This window comes from Halomonas sp. B23F22_3 (assembly GCF_043496965.1).
Lineage (GTDB): Bacteria > Pseudomonadota > Gammaproteobacteria > Pseudomonadales > Halomonadaceae > Halomonas.
In genome coordinates this window covers 123775-140647 of sequence record NZ_JBIEKG010000008.1, presented here as the reverse complement: position 1 = coordinate 140647, position 16873 = coordinate 123775, and the positions used below count along the sequence as shown (strand labels likewise).

The window sequence follows — 16873 nt, the reverse complement described above, 5'->3', positions numbered from 1 at the left end:
GTCAGCCGTCGTCGTGGTCGGCGGGCTCACCCGCCGAGGAATCGGAAGTCACGGCCTCGCGCGCCAGCGGCGCCGATGCCAGAGGAAGAGAATCGTCGTGCGTGTCGCCCACCGAGGCAGCCGCCAATTGGGCACCGGCAGCGGGGTGCTGTAGAAAATCGGCACCGGCAGCGGGGTGCTGTAGACCGTCCGCACCGTCAGTGGGGTGCCGTCGAAAGTAGTCCCGGGCCCGCGCGAGGTCGGCGCGAATCTGCGCCTTCAACGCCTCGAAGTGCGCGAACTTCACCTCGCCGCGCAGCTTGGCGCAGGGCAGCACCGTCAGGCGCTCGCCGTAGAGGTCACCCTCGAAGTCGAACAGGTGCACCTCGAGCACCGGCCGCTCGCTTCCCACCGTGGGACGCCAGCCGATGTTGGCCACGCCATTGCGTCTCCGGCCATCGGACAGCTCGGTGACCACCGCATAGACGCCCTGCAGGGCCAACGCGTGGGTCGGCTGGGGCAGGTTGGCGGTGGGCACGCCGATGGTGCGACCTAGCTGGCGGTCCGGCACCACCCGGCCGCCCAGCCGATAGGGGCGGCCCAGCAGGCGCGCGGCGGCGGCGAAATTGCCGCTGGCCAGCAGGGTGCGCACCCGGGTGCTGGAGACGCGCTCGTCGGCGATGGTGAAGGTGCGGGTGTGCTCGACGCCGAAGCCCCGCGCCTGCCCCACCTCGGTCAGCAGGTGGAAGTCGCCGCGCCGGTCGCAGCCGAAGCGGAAATCGTCGCCCACCACCAGGTGGCGCACGCCGAGCCCGTCGATCAACACGCGGTCGATGAACTCGCCGGCGGTGAGGCTGCGCAGGGCGTCGTTGAAGGGCAGGCAGAGGATGCGGTCGACGCCGCACTCGCCGAGCAGCGCCACCTTGTCGCGCAGCCGGGTCAGCCGGGGCGGCGCCTGGGCGCCGGCGAAGAACTCCCGCGGCTGGGGCTCGAAGACCACCACGGTCACCGGCAGGCCGAGCCGGGCGGCCTGCTCGCGGCACTGCTCGAGGATCGCCCGGTGCCCGCGATGGACGCCATCGAAGTTGCCGATGGTGGCCACGCAGCCGCGACCCTCGTCGCGCAGGTTGTGCAGACCTCGAATCACTCGCATGGGCGTCATCACGCTGGGAAATAAAGTGTCCGATTATAACGGACCGAGGGCCCCTTGACAGCCGGCGCGGCTTGGTCTTTCCCCGCGATCACTCGGGGATCGGTGCCGGCACGCCGATTGACGGCGCTCCCGGCCCGGCTCGAACCGCTACCCCTTCATCCGGAAGTGGTGAAGGCGCATCCCGAAGGCCGCCAGCCAGGCGAAGTAGACCGCCGCGCCGGCCGCCACCAGCGCTGCCATCCAGGCGGCACGGCTCCAGACACTCCACTCGAGCCAGGCCTGCCAGTCCGGGGCCAGCCACCAGAGCGCCAGGCCCATCACCGCGCAGCCACCGAGCAGCTGCACCGCGTAGCGCCCCCAGCCCGGCTGGAAGACCAGCACGCCCTGCTTTCTGAGCAGCCAGCCGAGCAGTCCGGCGTTGAGGAAGGCCGAGAGCGCCGTGGCGAGCGCCAGGCCGGCGTGGGCCAGCGGCCAGATCAGGATCAGGTTGAAGACCATGTTGGCGACCATGGCGACGATGCCGACCTTGACCGGGGTCTTGGTGTCCTGGCGAGCGAAGAACCCCGGCGCCAGCACCTTGATCAGCATGAATGCCACCAGGCCGACGGCATAAGCGCGCAGGCTCATGGCGGCCATGGTGATGTCGCGCTCGGTCATGGCACCGTAGTGGAACAGCGAGATCAGCAGCGGCTCGGCCAGCACGGACAGCGCCAGGGCGGCGGGCAGGCCGAGCAGCAGCACGGTGCGCAGCGCCCAGTCGAGCATCGCCGCGAAGTGCTCGCCGGACTGCTCGGCGTGGCGCCTCGAGAGCGCCGGCAGGATCACCGTGCCGATGGCGATGCCGAACACGCCGAGCGGCAGCTCCACCAGGCGATCCGAGTAGTAGAGCCAGGAGACGCTGCCCGCGGCCAAGAGCGAGGCCAGCACCGTGTCGAGCAGCAGGTTGATCTGCGACACCGAGACCCCGAACAGCGCCGGCGCCATCAGCCTGAGGATGCGCCGCACCCCGCTGTGGGCGAAGTCGGGCCAGGGCCGCGGCAGCAACCCCAGCCGCGCCAGGAAGGGCACCTGGAAGGCGAGCTGGGCGCCGCCGGCGATCAGCACGCCCCAGGCAAGCGCCATCGCCGGCTCGGCGAACAGCGGCGTCAGCAGCAGCGCGGCCCCGATCAGCGACAGGTTGAGCAGTACCGGCGTGAAGGCCGGCACGGCGAAGCGGTTCCAGGTATTGAGCGTGCTGCCGGCGAAGGCCGTCAGCGAGATCAGCAGCAGGTAGGGAAAGGTCAGGCGCAGCATGTCGGCGGTCAGCGCCAGCTTTTCCGGGTCGCGGCCGAAACCGGGCGCGAAGGCCCACACCAGCCAGGGGGCGGCCAGCATCGCCAGCGCCGTGATCAGCGCCAGCACCGCCGTGAGGCTGCCGGCCACGGCGTCGAGCAGCTCCTTCACCTCGCGCTTGCTGCCCCGGGTGGCGTATTCCGAGAGCACCGGCACGAAGGCTTGGTTGAAGGCGCCCTCGGCGAACAGCCGGCGCAGGAAGTTGGGGATCTTGAAGGCGACGAAGAAGGCGTCCGCGCCGTCGCCGGCCCCGAACAGGGTCGCGATCACCACGTCGCGCACCAACCCCATGACCCGCGAGAGCATGGTCATCACGCTGACGACCAGGCCCGAGCGCATCAGGCCGCCCGCCTTGGGCGCCACGGCGCGGTCGTCGTCGGCGACCGCCGGGGTGGCGGCGCCGGGCGCGGTGGGCTTGTCGTCCCGGGACTCGGGGGGTGGCTCGTGATCCATCACCGTCTGCTCCTCATGCGGCGCGCTCGACAAGAATAGCGGACACAAAAAAACCGGCCGCAGCCGGTTTTTCTGCTGGCGCTCGACCGGCTTACGCCGCGAGTGCCTTGATGCGCTTGTTCAGACGGCTCTTCATGCGAGCGGCCTTGCGCTTGGACATCACGTCCTTGTCGGCGATGCGGTCGATGACCGGCTGCGCCGCCTTGAAGGCGTCCATCGCCTGGCCGTGGTCACCGCTCTGGATGGCCTTGATGACGCGCTTGACGTAGGTACGAACCATGCTGCGCTGGCTCGCCTTCAGTACACGACGACCTTCTGCCTGACGGGCACGCTTACGGGCTTGCTTGCTGTTAGCCACTGACTGTCTCCTTGGAGAAAGTTGTTGCCACCGACTGCGGGTGGCATTTGATAACGTTTTGATCCAACAGGGAAATAAAAAAATCCCCGCCGGCCTGGCCATCTTTCCCGACGGCGCGCTGGTGCGCCATCGTCTACGGGCCGTGTCTGAGAGGATGGCGTATCCTATCACGCGCCCCCAGGGCTTGCCAGCCCTGAACGCCGGCAGCCCAAATGCCGCCAGCCCGCGCCGCGCGCGGCCCAGGCGAAGCATCGGGTTACCCGGCGGCGCCCTGGAGCTCCCCTAGAGCACCACCAGGTTGTCGCGGTGGATCAGCTCCGGCGCCTCCATGTAGCCGAGGATGGCCTCGATCTGGTGGCTCGGCTTGCCGACCAGCAGGCGGGCCTCGTCGGCGCCGTAGTTGACCAGCCCCTTGGCCACGCGATGACCACGCTCATCGACGCAGAGCACCATGTCGCCACGGCGGAACTCGCCGCTGACGCCGGTCACACCCACTGCCAACAGGCTGGAGCCGCTGCCCTGGAGCACCTTGACCGCCCCGGCGTCCAGGACCAGGCTGCCGCGCACCTGCAGCTGCCCCGCCAGCCAGCGCTTGCGCGCCGCCATCGGCGCCTGCTCCGGCAGCAGCAGGGTGCCCAGCCGCTCGCCCTCGGCCAGCCGCGTGAGCACCGTCGGCTGGCGCCCGCTGGCGATCACCGTGACCGCCCCGGAGCGGGCCGCCAGCCGGGCCGCCCGCACCTTGGTGGTCATGCCGCCGCGCCCGAGCGCACCGCCGCCGCCGGCCACCGCGGCCAGGCTCGGATCGTCGGCGCGCCCTTCGGCGATCAGCGTCGCCGCGGGGTTGCTGCGCGGGTCAGCATCGAAGAGCCCCTCCTGGTCGGTGAGGATCACCAGGGCATCCGCCTCGAGCAGGTTGGCGACCAGGGCACCGAGGGTGTCGTTGTCGCCGAAGCGGATCTCGTCGGTGACCACGGTGTCGTTCTCGTTGACCACCGGCACCACCCGCAGGCCCACCAGGGTTCGCAGCGCCGAGCGCGCATTGAGGTAGCGCTTGCGGTTGGAGAGGTCGTCGTGGGTGAGCAGCACCTGGGCGGTCAGCAGGTCATGGCGGGCGAAGTGGCCCTCATAGCACTCGGTGAGGCCGTTCTGCCCCACCGCCGCCGCGGCCTGCAGCTCGTGCACTGCCGAGGGGCGCACCTGCCAGCCCAGGCGCACCATGCCGGCCGCCACGGCGCCGGACGAGACCAGCACCACCTCGATGCCGCGGCGGTGCAGCTCGGCGATCTGGTCGACCCAGCCGCCGATGGCCGCCTCGTCGAGGCCGCGACCGTCGTTGGTCAGCAGCGCGCTGCCGATCTTCACCACCACCCGGCGGGCGCGCTTGAGCGCCTCGCGACCGATCACCTGCTCGTTGCGTTCCATCCGACCCTCGGTTCACCGTCGGCGGGCGCTGGCCCGCCTGCCACCCTCAGGGCGCGTACTCGATCTCGACGTCGTGATCGTCGTCGTCATCGAAGTCGTCGTCCTCGTCGGCGCGCGGGCGCTTGCGACCCAGGCGGGCCTCGGTGCGCGCCACGGCCTCTTCCTCCATGCGCTCGCGCATCTCGCGCGCCCGCTCGGCGGCCTCCTCGTCCTCGTGCTCCAGCCGGCGCTGCTCGGTGAGCCAGCGGTAGGCGGCCTGCACCAGGGCATCGGTATTGTCGCTGGAGATCGCCGAGATACGAAACACCGGCCCCTGCCAGCCAAGCCGGCGCACGATCTCGTCGACCGTCGCCTCGCGCTCCTCGGCCGGCAGCAGGTCGAGCTTGTTGAGCACCAGCCAGCGCGGCAGCTCGGCCAGCGCCGGCGAGAACTCGCCCAGCTCGTGGATGATCGCCTCGGCGGCCTGGACCGGGTCGGACTCGTCGAAGGGCGCGACGTCCACCACGTGGAACAGCAGCCGGGTGCGGGTCAGGTGCTTGAGGAAGCGCAGCCCGAGGCCGGCGCCGTCGGAGGCGCCCTCGATCAGGCCGGGCACGTCGGCCATCACGAAGTGTTCGTGCAGGCCGAGCTTCACCACGCCGAGGTTCGGCACCAGGGTAGTGAAGGGGTAGTTGGCGACCTTGGGCTTGGCCGCCGACACCGAGCGAATCAGCGTCGACTTGCCGGCATTGGGCAGGCCCAAGAGGCCCACGTCGGCCATCACCTTCATCTCCAGGCGCAGGTTGCGCCGCTCACCCTCGGTGCCCGGCGTAGTGCGCCGCGGCGCGCGATTGGTGGAGGACTTGAAGTGGATGTTACCGAGCCCGCGGCGTCCCGCCTGGGCCACCATCACCACCTGGCCGATCTCGGTGACGTCGGCGATCACCTCGAGGGTGTCCTCGTCGATCACCGTGGTGCCCACCGGCACCTTGACGTGCAGGTCCTCGCCGGCGCGCCCGCTCATCTGCCGACCCTGGCCGGGCTGACCGTTCTGCGCCTTGTAGAAGCGCTGGTACTTGAAGTCGATGAGGGTGTTGAGGGCGTCGTCACCGATCAGGTAGACGCTGCCGCCGTGACCGCCATCGCCCCCGTCGGGGCCACCCTTGGGCACGTACTTCTCGCGGCGGAAGCTCAGGCAGCCATTGCCGCCCTTGCCGGCTTCCACGATGATCGAGGCTTCGTCGACGAACTGCATCTGTCACTCTCCAGGCGGCCTGTGCCGCCATGATACAAGAAGGCCCCGCCTGGGCGGGGCCTTCTCACTGCAAGTGCCGGCGATCTCAGGCAGAGACGACGCTGACGAACTTGCGGTTCTTCGGGCCCTTGGTCTCGAACTTGACCACGCCTTCGTCCAGGGCGAACAGGGTATGGTCCTTGCCGATACCGACGCCGGTGCCGGCGTGGAACTTGGTGCCACGCTGACGCACGATGATGTTGCCCGGGTTGACGACCTGGCCGCCGAAGAGCTTCACGCCAAGGCGTTTGGATTCGGAATCGCGACCGTTACGTGTGGAGCCCGCTGCCTTCTTATGAGCCATTGCAAATACCTCGCTCGTTCAGGGGGTCAGCCGCTTACGCGGAGATCCCGGTGATCTTGACTTCAGTGAACCACTGACGGTGGCCCTGACGCTTCATGCTGTGCTTACGGCGACGGAACTTGAGGATGGTCACCTTGTCGCCACGGCCGTGGGACACGATCTCGGCCGCCACCTTGGCGCCCTCGACCAGCGGAGCGCCGATCTTGACGTCCTCGTCGTTGCCCACCAGCAGGACCTCATCGAACTCGATGGTGTCGCCGGTCGGCACTTCCAGCTTCTCGAGCTTGAGAGTCTGGCCTTCCTGAACGCGGTACTGCTTGCCACCGCTCTTGATCACTGCGTACATGCTTTTCTCTCCAGGACTCATCGGGTGTTGGCTCTTCATCGACCTGCTGCGAGTGGCGCCGCTCTTGGCAGCCATCTGACAGGGAGCATGATGAGTGGGGTCGCGGATTATAACCGCGCGCGAGATCGCATACAACCCGCACCGCGCGTGCCTCGCCGCGCCGCCGGGAACCACTCGGCCCACGCCTACGGCGCGCCTTGACGCCCCCATGGGGGGCTCATAGCATGGCCGGCAACCCAAGGCCACCCGGGCCCTCGCGCCCCGGCCCCACCTACTCGTCGATACCGCCTCCATGCCAGCCAACGCCCCGCCCCCGTCGTCCAGCGCCACCGCCAACTCGTCGCTCCACGCAGTCGTCGCCGACGACTTCGCCGCCGTGAACCGGACCATCCTGGACCAGCTCGCCTCGCGCGTCCCTCTGGTGGAGACCATCGGCCAGTACATCATCGAGAGCGGCGGCAAGCGGCTGCGCCCGCTGCTGGTGCTGCTGGCGGCGCGCTCGCTGGGCTATGAGGGCGGCAAGCACGTGACCCTCGCCACCCTGGTCGAGTTCATGCACACCTCGACCCTGCTCCACGACGACGTGGTCGACGAGTCGCACATGCGCCGCGGCAAGGCCACGGCCAACGACTCCTGGGGCAACGCCCCCTCGGTGCTGGTAGGTGACTTCCTCTATTCACGGTCGTTCCAGATGATGGTCGAGGTCGGCTCCATGCGCGTCATGGAGGTGCTCTCCCAGGCCACCTGCACCATCGCCGAGGGCGAGGTGCAGCAGCTGACCAACGTCGGCAACCCGGACACCGACGAGGCCGCCTACTTCGAGACCATCCAGGGCAAGACCGCCATGCTCTTCGAGGCGGCCTCGCACAGCGGCGCCCTCCTCGCCGGCGCCACCCCGGAGCAGGAGGCCGCCCTGCAGCACTACGGCCGCTACCTGGGCCTGGCCTTCCAGCTGATCGACGATCTGCTCGACTACCAGGGCGACGCCGAGGCCATGGGCAAGAACGTCGGCGACGACCTGGCCGAGGGCAAGCCGACCCTGCCGCTGATCCAGGCCATGGTCGTCGGCACGCCGGAGCAGCGACAGCTGGTCCGGCGGGCGATTCGCCAGGGCGGCCTCGACCACCTGGACGAGGTGCTCGCGATCGTGCGCGACACCGGCGCACTGGAGTACACCCGGGCTCGCGCCGAGGAGATGGCCGACAAGGCCCTGGAACAGCTCGACGCGCTGCCCGACAGCCCTTATCGCGACAGCATGGCGCGGCTGGCCCGCCTGGCGGTGGATCGCCAGAGCTGAAGCGACGGCCGCGACGGAAAGCCGCGCGAGGGGCTTGCACGTCGCCGCGGTTTGCGTATAATGCCGATCCGTCGCCAGCAGTTACGGCGAACATCGGAGTATAGCTCAGCTTGGTAGAGCGCTGCCTTCGGGAGGCAGAGGTCGTAGGTTCGAATCCTGCTACTCCGACCAAGAATATCAGTAAAAACGGCCACTTAGCGAATCATCGCAGTGGCCGTTTTTCGTTGCTGAGATTCCAGGTAGCAAATAGGTAGCAGGCTGCGAAGCCTGCCTTCTGACCAGACCAACCCATGCGACACGACTCAAAGCCCCCTCGACCGGGCCGAAAGCCCTCCCCCGCCGACCCAAGGCGCCTCTTAGCGGCATGGATCGACTGGAAGGCCCCTTCCCCCGCGAGCTACCGTGAGGATGCCCCAAGCCAATCTACCGCTGTAAGCTGAGCATCAGTGTCAGACCAAGGCTGGCGGTCTGATTCCGACCCATGGATCACCGAGGATACCGGGAGCCATGACCTCAATCGCGGATAGAAATGACATCGAGCGTGCGCTGCTGGAACTCCTGGGCGGAGGCTACGGCGTCAGTACAGATGCTCTGATCCGTGATGGCATCCCACTGTCCGCTCTCGACAGGCTCAGCGATTTCGGTCTTGACCCGACCGAGATCGGCATCGTTAGCTCACGTGCACTCCGACAGCGGCGTATCCAAGGGAAGACACTCACTTTGCGCGAAGGCGACCACCTATATCGTGTGGTCAGGCTCGCCCTGCAGGCCGAAGCGATATTTGGCAGCCGTCAGAAGGCGCTTTCTTGGTTGCGTAAGCCTCGCAACACCTTGGGTGGCCAAAGTGCGATACGCGCAGCCTTCACGACCCCAGGTTTCTTGGCCGCAGAGGAGCTACTCGGTCAGCTGCAGCATGGGTATTGTGCTTAACTGGCCAACCACGGCACGCGCGATGGCGTTGATTCCCGTCTCTGTCGGCTACTTGCGGTGGCCTGCGATGACCTCACAATATGCCGTCGCATACCGTTCAGCATCTTCCTGCGCACGATGCGTGGCCGGGACCTCCCTCAGTTTTCTCACCATCTCTCCTGCCAGCTCGGCACCCAACACACCGTACAACTCAAAAACATCGGCAAGCAAAAAAGAGGGCGACATTCCTGCTGCCTTGAAAAGCCGATCTAGCCAAAAGCCGTCGAACGACCATGCGTCGCAGTAGACTCTCTCGACACCCAGCATGTCATTCAGTCGACAGGCTGCATCGATGACGCTGATGCCTTCTTCGAGAAGCTGGGCATGCGTGATGCCATGCAGAGCCTCGGCATGTTTGTCCCAATGGAACCAGGTATCTATCGGGTAGATCAGGAAATCATCACTGTTGCCCAGCGTATCGGCCCAACCGATTTCGATGGGAAAGCTATCCGGCTTATAGAGTCCTGATGCCTCGACATCAAGGAAGGTAACTAGGGGCAATAGACTGGAAGAGCTCGACGTTTCCATGAAGTTATTCTTTTATACCTCCTTCTCAACTTATTCGTCTTGTCCACTATATATTGATACTAGAATCAGGCCAGCCGGAATGACAAAATATAATAGCGACCATCAGCATGCAAATCATCAAAAGATACCATAGCCTATTCGATGTTTCGCCATTACCCGGGGCTCTTGGAGAGCTAAGCTTAGCAAGTTTTCTGTGCATATAGATTCTTAACAAACCTAACGTGATGCTTATAAATACTCATAAATCAAGATAATCTCGGTACTTTTTCTTCAACTTCAACAGGACATTTGCCTGTTTTTCAGAAGGCAGTTTCCCCGGGGTTTTTGCAACATTCAATATTCCAACTAATGCGGGTGTGGCTTCACCCTCTTCCAACAGTATAGCTTCCAGCCTACTCCAAACGTCCTTAGATGTAGCCAGAACTTCACTTTGGGCCTGAATGCCTTTGTCGATGCTCTGATTTTTTCGAGCCGCTTTCTCACTGTCCTTGGCTGACTCTTGAGAGATCAAAATAGCGTCGAGATCATCCGTGCGACAATCGAGCTGCTTGACCGATTCCCAAAAAGCCTTTCTCTTGGCTAATTCGCTGGGGTTACCGACTGGTCTGTTTTCGTCCAGAAGTAAATCGTTGACAGAATAGGCGACTTTAAGTAGCTGCCTGATTATAGTGCCGGGAATAACCTGCCCACGCCAGATCGCGTCCACATCAAGTTCCTGACCCTGTATTCTTATTTCATATGCCAAACGTGCGATGGAGTATGTCACAAGGTTCGCACGGTATCCAGCGTACCAAGGTTCCTGCAGGATTGCTTTCTCAAGGGCACGAAATATGCTAGCCCTAGTGACCAATTTTCGGAAGAAAAATTCGTTGAATTTTGTATCATCCGCTTCCCACTGAATATCCACAAAGTCGGCGAATATGGCAAAGTTCTTTTGAGCTCCTTTACTGACCTCATGAGGTTTCTCATCCCAAGAATTCATAATCTTCGCGACATCAGTTTTAGTTAAAAGCTGGGAGCGGGGGTTAACGATTTGGAACTGTTTCTTTTTGGCAGGAGTGAGATAAGCCTGGGCATCAAGGTACTGACCTCTTGCACGCTCATAAAACCAATGGGTTTGAGATGCTTGTCCAGCCTTTATTGGAACCCAAACCCGTCTGGATATTTCTTCCAACCGAACATGGAACGGGTGATTAGAAAAGAGGTCTGCTTCAGAAACCTTATTCTGAGAATTCGCAAATCTGGCAATCTTTGCCACAAGATATGAAGAATCCTCTTCAGGCAATACTGTCAGTTTAACTTGAACCGATATTTCCGCCATATCAGCTTTATCACGAATTGCAGCGCTGTAGATAGACGCAGTAGTTTGCCCACCGTTTACGATTTGGAGATCCTCGATTTTCTCAATGACCTGGCCGGTTCCTACTTCACGAACAGTTGCAGCCTTTGCAGTCGCAGTGATCCCATTGTTGAATGCAAAAAAGTTTTTAGGGTCATAGATTATTGTATTCCTGATCCCTTTATTCACCTTGCCGCGGTGCTGGAGAAAGCTCCTTACGTTCTGCTCAAGAAGACGACTACCCCATTTTCCATACAATTCAACAAGCAACTCTGCGGGAAATACTGTGAGAACTGACAAACTTCTATCACCACTGGCGGGGGGACTTGAGACAATACATGGTAGCGGAGCGTCAGAAAAATCAACCACCATCTCTTCGCGCTCCCTACGTGACGACTCCAGCTTGTAGATCCGCCTTAAATCCCAGAGATCAACTGTGCAAGGCCTACCATCCAAATCGTCAAATGTCGGTACTGACGCTCTCTCCGCAAGAGGCCTGTTTGAAAGAACCACAAGCTTAACGCGCGCAACTTTCGGCCAGATATCCCTGATATGTTTTGCTGCAAGATAACAGTTGCTGCTAGGCTCAAAATAATCCAACAGATGTGAGCTGACAGCCCGAACGGAGAAATTAGAAAGCTTCTTAACTGCCGACTCAATATCAGCTTTAACTAAGCGCTTAGGCTCGTCTGATATATCCAAAACCGATATGAATAGTGAAAGGCAGAAGTTGATTTCATCATAGGAATAGCCATCGAATGCCCACCGCCCAGCACCGTCGATGCCGTCCTCTATTATGGAGAAATCCTCAAACTCACCTGCGTCAGAAAGGAGCTCCAAAATATAAGATAGGTATTCATAGGTAATCACGCTGCCTTCTACATCTGCGGACGCATGCAGATGCTCCACAAGAGAAACGTAATACTCTGTCAGCTCATCCATAAAAGCCACCTCAGAAAGAACTAGGGTCACACTGAAAACCCGATATTTGTTCGAGATCAATCATATATTTGGCTTGAGTGATTGCTGGTGAGACTGTTGTCGGTGTTATTCGCGGGAATGTTGAATGCACCGAATAGAACGAAGGCTCTCCCACCACAAAACTCAACGACTCATAATAGGGATCATGCACATACCCGTATGCCAAAAGCAGGTCATCAAGGATAGGACAGTCCCTCTCACTTAGCTTATCATACACGCTCTGAATGAATTCAGAGATACTCTTACCTTCCATTTCTGTACTAAGCGAGCACGGATAACAGGCAAGATATAGACTTTGAGGTGACTCAAGCTGATGAATGGAAGAGATTCTTATGGTTCTCGCTTCTGGGCTGTATGCCTTGACCTCGACCGCCAAACCCTCATTCTCGCACAAGAAGTCCTGCGGACGGTCCAAAGGCCCTAACCAACCGAGAACCCCATTCCCATCACTCCTATTTAACCAGCAATCCCTCAAAAAAGCTAATTCTGCAACCAACCCCAAACATTGTTGTAGGGACAGTCGCCTGACTCCAGACTCAAAAAGCCTCTGCCAGGATCTGACGCGTCGCTTTAGAATTCCAACAATTTCATTGGGCTCTTTAAGGCCATAACAACTATCTATGAGGTCTAGGCACAGCCTGTAAAACACAGTTGCAAGCTCAGACTCGCTAATGACCACTCCAATATAGATAGATCCTTTATCCTCTACCTTGACTTCTTTCAGTCTTTTGGTAGCACTGAGATCAGTGTCTTTAAGTTTGTATCTATCTGTATTAGAAACTCGAAAACCAAGCCCGTATTCACCTAGAGCATTTTTCACCCAGAACCAATTATTATTACTATCCGAACTAACAGCGAGAGTACTGAGTATCGCTGACTGTGGCCTACCCAGCCGATCCCAAGGCGTATTGATAACACTCATGACTCTGCTTCTTCCGTAATCTCGGTGCCATACTTCTCGAACCAATCAATGGTCACGCTCCACAAAACATCTGGCTGGGGGTTTTTGAGTGGAGGAATCGAAATCGCCCACCCAAGGACAGTAGTTTCATTCGCCCGCTTACCTTCATCGTCAAACTCACATGCATTAATAATATGAAATATTAACGAAGGCTTTTTACGAAAGCGCCTCGCTTTCTTGTCAGGGAGCTTGCCATTCTCATCAAGAGCATTCATATACTCCTGACTCCCTAAACCAAGAGCCTCAACACCTGGATCTACAATATTCTGCCTGCGGCTAAGCCTCAGCTCATTGGAATTTTTGGGATTTTTAGGCTCATCATGCACGGAACGCATAATCTTTCGATAGTCCCCTCTACCAAAGCCATCCCAAGAGCCTTCTCGATTGTTCTTAGGCTGGTATACGAACACGTCCCAATTGGGGAACTCATCAACAGCTCCTTCTTTGAGAAACTTCAGAAAAAGGTCATTTTCGGACCAGAAACCACAGCTTGGATGGTTTGCCAACTTGGACAAACATTCAATTATCTCGGCAGATGAGATATTTTCAAAACCTAAGTGATGCTGGTGATCATCGACCAGTTTCATTCTGTCGATAGCTTTTTCAGATACTGCATCAATGAAATCCAAAAAAACGTGTAGGTTGGCATCAATTATCTCTTGCTCAGAATACACACAATCAGTCTGCAATAACCGATCATCGAAACGCATTCTTGTCTTCATGGTCCTTGCTGTTCTCATTTTATTGGGTGCCGTAACCATTAATGCGTCCGGTGAGGCCTGAACACGAAGACCAAACTCGCTCGGCGTCATTTTCTTTTTTTGCATTTCAGCTGCTTGTTCTCGGAGGTTGTCCGATGCTTCTGAGATATGAGCATACCAATCTAATGACTCTCCGGTTATCCAGAGCTTCAAGAGATCTTGATACCCATCTCTGTATCCGTACCATCGCCCCATTTGCATCAGACTGTCATACATCACAGACCTTCGATAAAAGTAACTGACAACCAGCCCCTCCAAAGTAAGACCTCGACTAAGTTTCAAACCACCGACAGCAATTTGTTTTTCAGGTCCTCCATCTTTATATGTGAGAGAGTCACCCGACCTGCTATGCACGGTTACTACGACTGGCCTTTTCATATCTGCCAGCGCTTGGCATACGTCGGACCAAGACTCTTGACCATCGAGTTCCGAATAGTGTTTATTCCAATCACCAAACAGTCTACTTAGTTTATTAGACCGCTCTTGCGGTGTCGATTTGCATATATAAAGCTCAATTGCGCTCCATATATCATCCAGATAAGCCTCAACATGGGGAGCTATATCTGACTGAACAGATGTCAACCGCGACATATTGATTAGCATAGAGTCATGAGCCTTTTTTATGACTCCTTTCTTTCGCCTTAGATCTTTTACTGCGCAAGCAAGGAGAAATACACGAACAGCCTCTTTCAGGGACTCAGGGATTGACTCAACAGCTGTCCCTGGCCTGTGAACTAATGGTAAGTGCTGATCTGCATCGTTAATTACTTCGCAGATGCTCTTTGAGCGGGCATCATTTCTGAAAAAGAATCTCGCGCCACAATAGTTGTTCGGCGGCTCTAATGCTACAAGGAAATCTTTGGGGAAAAGATCATCCGTTTCAGCAACATCGCCTTCTGAATCCGGATGAATAAAAATATTAGCAAACGGAGTCGCGGTATAGGCAACATAACTGATTTTTTTACACGAATGAATCACCTCTCTAATCAGGCGGTTTATCGTTTTCGGATTCTCCTCAGCTTCACCTGTGTTTACTGACGCATTGTCAGCCTCGTCATCAATTAGGAGAACAGGTTCTGATACCATTCTTTCATTGCTATTTACATCTGATCTCAACCAATTTACTAATCGTTCCAGCATAAATTTATTTTTCTTTGTGACTGCCAGAATAGGTCCATTGATTCCAGATATTCTGTATCTGGGGTTCGTCCTTATATCCTCATTTTGATCAGTGATGCAGAATGGCAAATCAGCACCAACCCAACGGCCAACGCCTATGGTTCTTGTAGGAGAGTTATTACCACTGCTACCCGCGTGAGAAATACTTCCAACAAAGTCCTCATCGAGCCTTTCTTGTGTTTGCTGCCTGAGATCTTCAACAGTGCCAGTTAATACAATGATGAGCTTGTACCCTACATCCGCTGCTTTATTTATCAACGCGGTGTAGTTGTTGGTTTTTCCTGCTTGGACGTCACCAATGACCATGCCCCTACGACGAAAAGAGTTCTCAGACAAAGGATCACCAATAAGCCCAAGTATACGATTAGTGTCTGTGTGAGTACGCCTCAGAACGTTTCCCGGAATGCCTTTCGTCTTGAAGTAATCCTCATATCGTGTCCAGAATTTCCATTCTGTAGCGTCTATTCTTTCTTCAGTAAGCCATTCTTCTTGGTCTTCTGGATCAATCAAAAATGATGCTTCACCAACTGTTATTGCAATTCTTTGTCGTACTTTAGCCTCTATTTCATCAACCGAATCTTTGTTAAGATTAAGCTGATCAGCATAGCCTAGCAGCTGTTCGTCGAGCCAATCCTTTGTAACATCTCCAGGCACATCAAATGAATCTTTTTCTATCTGATTTGCCACCATCTCTATTACTTTATCATTAATGTTCATACTCAGAACTCTTAATCCGTTGTATTAAAACCATAATTTTTTCAAAAGAAAAACCAAAGTTGCTATCGCTAGAAATCGTATTTGCTATAATTTCTTCTTCAATGCCAACAAGGATCAAATTCCGTATAAGCTGCTGTAACTCATCCTCGTTATCTGAATGGCCTACGAAAATATCATCAGAAGAAAAATCATTCTTTATAAGCTCTAGAGGTAGTGATTCTTCGATCAAAGAGAGTAGTGCAAATTTATTTCCCAAGCCGTCTTCTTCATTAATTAAATGTTTAACGAGAGAATGATTCCTGTCTATTCGATACTGAATCTGACTTCGTTCCCTGTCGAAAACTCTTTGCCAAATAGGCTGAGAGTCCAAAGAGGGCATCTTCGCTCTCTTAGTAAAGGTAGAGTTAGACTTCTGACATACATTTCGAATAATTCGCTTCAGCTGATCCCTAAGGGTCGCTGGCAATTCCACTCGGGATTTTTTGACGTCTAGACGCCAGAGGTGGTCAGAATCATTGTCAAAATCTACCTGGACTCTGGCAAGCTTGTTAGCTTCAGATGCTCGGATAAGCCTTTGCCAACCGCCGTGAAGAATAAGCCTTCCAGCGCGATAGATATAAAGTCCCTGTGCTGAATGATAGTCTCCGTTTCTGCAGATTGAGTTCAAATGGTCATGACTGAGCTTTGAAGGGTGCGGAAGGAGATAACTTCTCACTCTTATCCTGTGGCTTCCAACTCGTAAATTTTCATCGGACAGCAGCGTTGAAGCAGGTGCATCTGGAGGAGGCCGGGTACCGAAAGGGTCCACTGCGGAGATAATTTGATCATTGACAGAAATTTTTACTCGTTTGACTTCAACACCTGAAATAAAACGATGAAATGTCAATGCCAAGTGTTCTTTCAACTGTATTATACGCTTCTCAAAGAAAGCTTGGGCATCAAGGGAAGTTTGATCCATGATTCTATCAAGATTTTCCCAAACAACTGCAGTCCCGGTTTCAAGCCCATAATCTATCTTTTTTAATATTTGTTCGCATATGGAAATCGGTAAAACTTGTACAGCCCAAATATTTTCTCTTTCAATCAAATCCAGGTTCCACCGTAGCCCGTACCATGAAGCCCCAGCTTGGGTTCGAGATATAACAGTTAGACTTTTGCACTGTGAGAAAGAGGCTGTTTTCAGGCCCAGTCCAAATCGGCCAAGGTCGGTCTTAGATCTAGTAACGCTCGAACTCACGCCACCCAAACGCATAGCTTCTTCGAGTTCTTTGGGTTCCATTCCCTTACCATCATCTTTGATCGCAACTCGTGGAGCGCCGCTACCCCAATCAGCGAAAATATCGATTGCAGAAGCTCCAGCAGAAATGGAATTGTCGACAACATCCGCTGTTGCCGCATCCAACGAATATCCAATACTTCTCAGACTATCTACAAAAGGGCCGGCATGTGGAGGTAAATTGATACGGTCCATATAGCTGCCTTCCAATTATGACGCCTCTATACACTGCAGCCTACGTCTTC

14 protein-coding genes and 1 tRNA gene are annotated in these 16873 nt (G+C 57.1%); 3 read left to right on the top strand and 12 right to left on the bottom strand.

Annotated elements, in window-relative coordinates:
• Position 1 precedes the first annotated feature (1 nt).
• The 7 genes from ribF to rplU all read right to left on the bottom strand — a co-directional run bounded on the left by ribF (position 2) and on the right by rplU (position 6620).
• Positions 2–1132: a bifunctional riboflavin kinase/FAD synthetase gene (gene ribF / locus ACGTNG_RS17880; protein WP_394797844.1), complete on the bottom strand. Its 1131-nt coding sequence runs from the start codon at positions 1130–1132 to the stop codon at positions 2–4.
• Between the two features lie 147 nt (positions 1133–1279).
• Complete coding sequence (gene murJ / locus ACGTNG_RS17875) at positions 1280–2803, bottom strand: murein biosynthesis integral membrane protein MurJ (RefSeq protein WP_394797866.1); 1524 nt, start codon at positions 2801–2803, stop codon at positions 1280–1282.
• Between the two features lie 205 nt (positions 2804–3008).
• Complete coding sequence (gene rpsT / locus ACGTNG_RS17870) at positions 3009–3275, bottom strand: 30S ribosomal protein S20 (protein ID WP_152484961.1); 267 nt, start codon at positions 3273–3275, stop codon at positions 3009–3011.
• A 282-nt stretch (positions 3276–3557) separates the two neighbouring features.
• The gene (gene proB, locus ACGTNG_RS17865; protein ID WP_394797843.1) at positions 3558–4697 is read right to left on the bottom strand and encodes a glutamate 5-kinase; all 1140 of its coding nucleotides are present in this window, start codon (positions 4695–4697) and stop codon (positions 3558–3560) included.
• Between the two features lie 46 nt (positions 4698–4743).
• A complete protein-coding gene (gene cgtA / locus ACGTNG_RS17860) occupies positions 4744–5931 on the bottom strand; it encodes an Obg family GTPase CgtA (protein WP_394797842.1) in 1188 nt (395 codons plus the stop codon).
• Between the two features lie 85 nt (positions 5932–6016).
• On the bottom strand, positions 6017–6274 hold the full coding sequence (rpmA, locus tag ACGTNG_RS17855; RefSeq protein ID WP_040183062.1) for a 50S ribosomal protein L27: 258 nt from the start codon (positions 6272–6274) through the stop codon (positions 6017–6019).
• 34 nt (positions 6275–6308) lie between these two features.
• The gene (gene rplU, locus ACGTNG_RS17850) at positions 6309–6620 is read right to left on the bottom strand and encodes a 50S ribosomal protein L21 (protein WP_394797841.1); all 312 of its coding nucleotides are present in this window, start codon (positions 6618–6620) and stop codon (positions 6309–6311) included.
• Positions 6621–6912: 292 nt separating this feature from the next.
• On the opposite strand from rplU, the gene ispB reads away from it, so the two are divergent.
• The 3 genes from ispB to ACGTNG_RS17835 all read left to right on the top strand — a co-directional run bounded on the left by ispB (position 6913) and on the right by ACGTNG_RS17835 (position 8847).
• The gene (gene ispB, locus ACGTNG_RS17845; RefSeq protein ID WP_394797840.1) at positions 6913–7917 is read left to right on the top strand and encodes an octaprenyl diphosphate synthase; all 1005 of its coding nucleotides are present in this window, start codon (positions 6913–6915) and stop codon (positions 7915–7917) included.
• Between the two features lie 94 nt (positions 7918–8011).
• Positions 8012–8088, top strand: a tRNA-Pro gene (locus ACGTNG_RS17840).
• A gap of 336 nt (positions 8089–8424) precedes the next feature.
• Positions 8425–8847, top strand: coding sequence for an Xre family toxin-antitoxin system antitoxin (locus ACGTNG_RS17835; RefSeq protein WP_394797839.1), 423 nt, complete (start codon positions 8425–8427; stop codon positions 8845–8847).
• Between the two features lie 48 nt (positions 8848–8895).
• Here the strand turns inward: ACGTNG_RS17835 and ACGTNG_RS17830 are convergent, their stop codons facing one another.
• The 5 genes from ACGTNG_RS17830 to ACGTNG_RS17810 form a co-directional block, all read right to left on the bottom strand.
• Positions 8896–9414, bottom strand: coding sequence for a hypothetical protein (locus ACGTNG_RS17830; RefSeq protein ID WP_394797838.1), 519 nt, complete (start codon positions 9412–9414; stop codon positions 8896–8898).
• 238 nt (positions 9415–9652) lie between these two features.
• A complete protein-coding gene (locus ACGTNG_RS17825; protein WP_394797837.1) occupies positions 9653–11695 on the bottom strand; it encodes an AIPR family protein in 2043 nt (680 codons plus the stop codon).
• 10 nt (positions 11696–11705) lie between these two features.
• Positions 11706–12656 carry a PD-(D/E)XK motif protein gene (locus tag ACGTNG_RS17820; RefSeq protein WP_394797836.1) on the bottom strand — a complete coding sequence of 317 codons (951 nt, stop codon included), beginning with the start codon at positions 12654–12656 and terminating at the stop codon, positions 11706–11708.
• Entirely contained in the window at positions 12653–15352 is a 2700-nt protein-coding gene (locus tag ACGTNG_RS17815) for a Z1 domain-containing protein (RefSeq protein ID WP_394797835.1), read from the bottom strand. Before ACGTNG_RS17815 ends, ACGTNG_RS17820 begins: the two co-directional genes overlap by 4 nt.
• Positions 15342–16823: an ATP-binding protein gene (locus ACGTNG_RS17810; protein WP_394797834.1), complete on the bottom strand. Its 1482-nt coding sequence runs from the start codon at positions 16821–16823 to the stop codon at positions 15342–15344. The genes ACGTNG_RS17815 and ACGTNG_RS17810 overlap by 11 nt, the downstream gene beginning before the upstream one ends.
• Positions 16824–16873: the final 50 nt, after the last annotated feature.

Excerpts from the sequence above, each read along its gene's own strand:
- cgtA (WP_394797842.1), bottom strand. The coding sequence starts at position 5,931 with ATGCAGTTCGTCGACGAAGCCTCGATCATCGTGGAAGCCGGCAAGGGC.
- ACGTNG_RS17815 (WP_394797835.1), bottom strand. The coding sequence starts at position 15,352 with ATGAACATTAATGATAAAGTAATAGAGATGGTGGCAAATCAGATAGAA.
- ACGTNG_RS17830 (WP_394797838.1), bottom strand. The coding sequence starts at position 9,414 with ATGGAAACGTCGAGCTCTTCCAGTCTATTGCCCCTAGTTACCTTCCTT.
- ACGTNG_RS17810 (WP_394797834.1), bottom strand. The coding sequence starts at position 16,823 with ATGGACCGTATCAATTTACCTCCACATGCCGGCCCTTTTGTAGATAGT.
- ACGTNG_RS17835 (WP_394797839.1), top strand. The coding sequence starts at position 8,425 with ATGACCTCAATCGCGGATAGAAATGACATCGAGCGTGCGCTGCTGGAA.
- ribF (WP_394797844.1), bottom strand. The coding sequence starts at position 1,132 with ATGCGAGTGATTCGAGGTCTGCACAACCTGCGCGACGAGGGTCGCGGC.
- rpmA (WP_040183062.1), bottom strand. The coding sequence starts at position 6,274 with ATGGCTCATAAGAAGGCAGCGGGCTCCACACGTAACGGTCGCGATTCC.
- ispB (WP_394797840.1), top strand. The coding sequence starts at position 6,913 with ATGCCAGCCAACGCCCCGCCCCCGTCGTCCAGCGCCACCGCCAACTCG.
- ACGTNG_RS17820 (WP_394797836.1), bottom strand. The coding sequence starts at position 12,656 with ATGAGTGTTATCAATACGCCTTGGGATCGGCTGGGTAGGCCACAGTCA.
- murJ (WP_394797866.1), bottom strand. The coding sequence starts at position 2,803 with ATGCGCTCGGGCCTGGTCGTCAGCGTGATGACCATGCTCTCGCGGGTC.
- rplU (WP_394797841.1), bottom strand. The coding sequence starts at position 6,620 with ATGTACGCAGTGATCAAGAGCGGTGGCAAGCAGTACCGCGTTCAGGAA.
- ACGTNG_RS17825 (WP_394797837.1), bottom strand. The coding sequence starts at position 11,695 with ATGGATGAGCTGACAGAGTATTACGTTTCTCTTGTGGAGCATCTGCAT.
- proB (WP_394797843.1), bottom strand. The coding sequence starts at position 4,697 with ATGGAACGCAACGAGCAGGTGATCGGTCGCGAGGCGCTCAAGCGCGCC.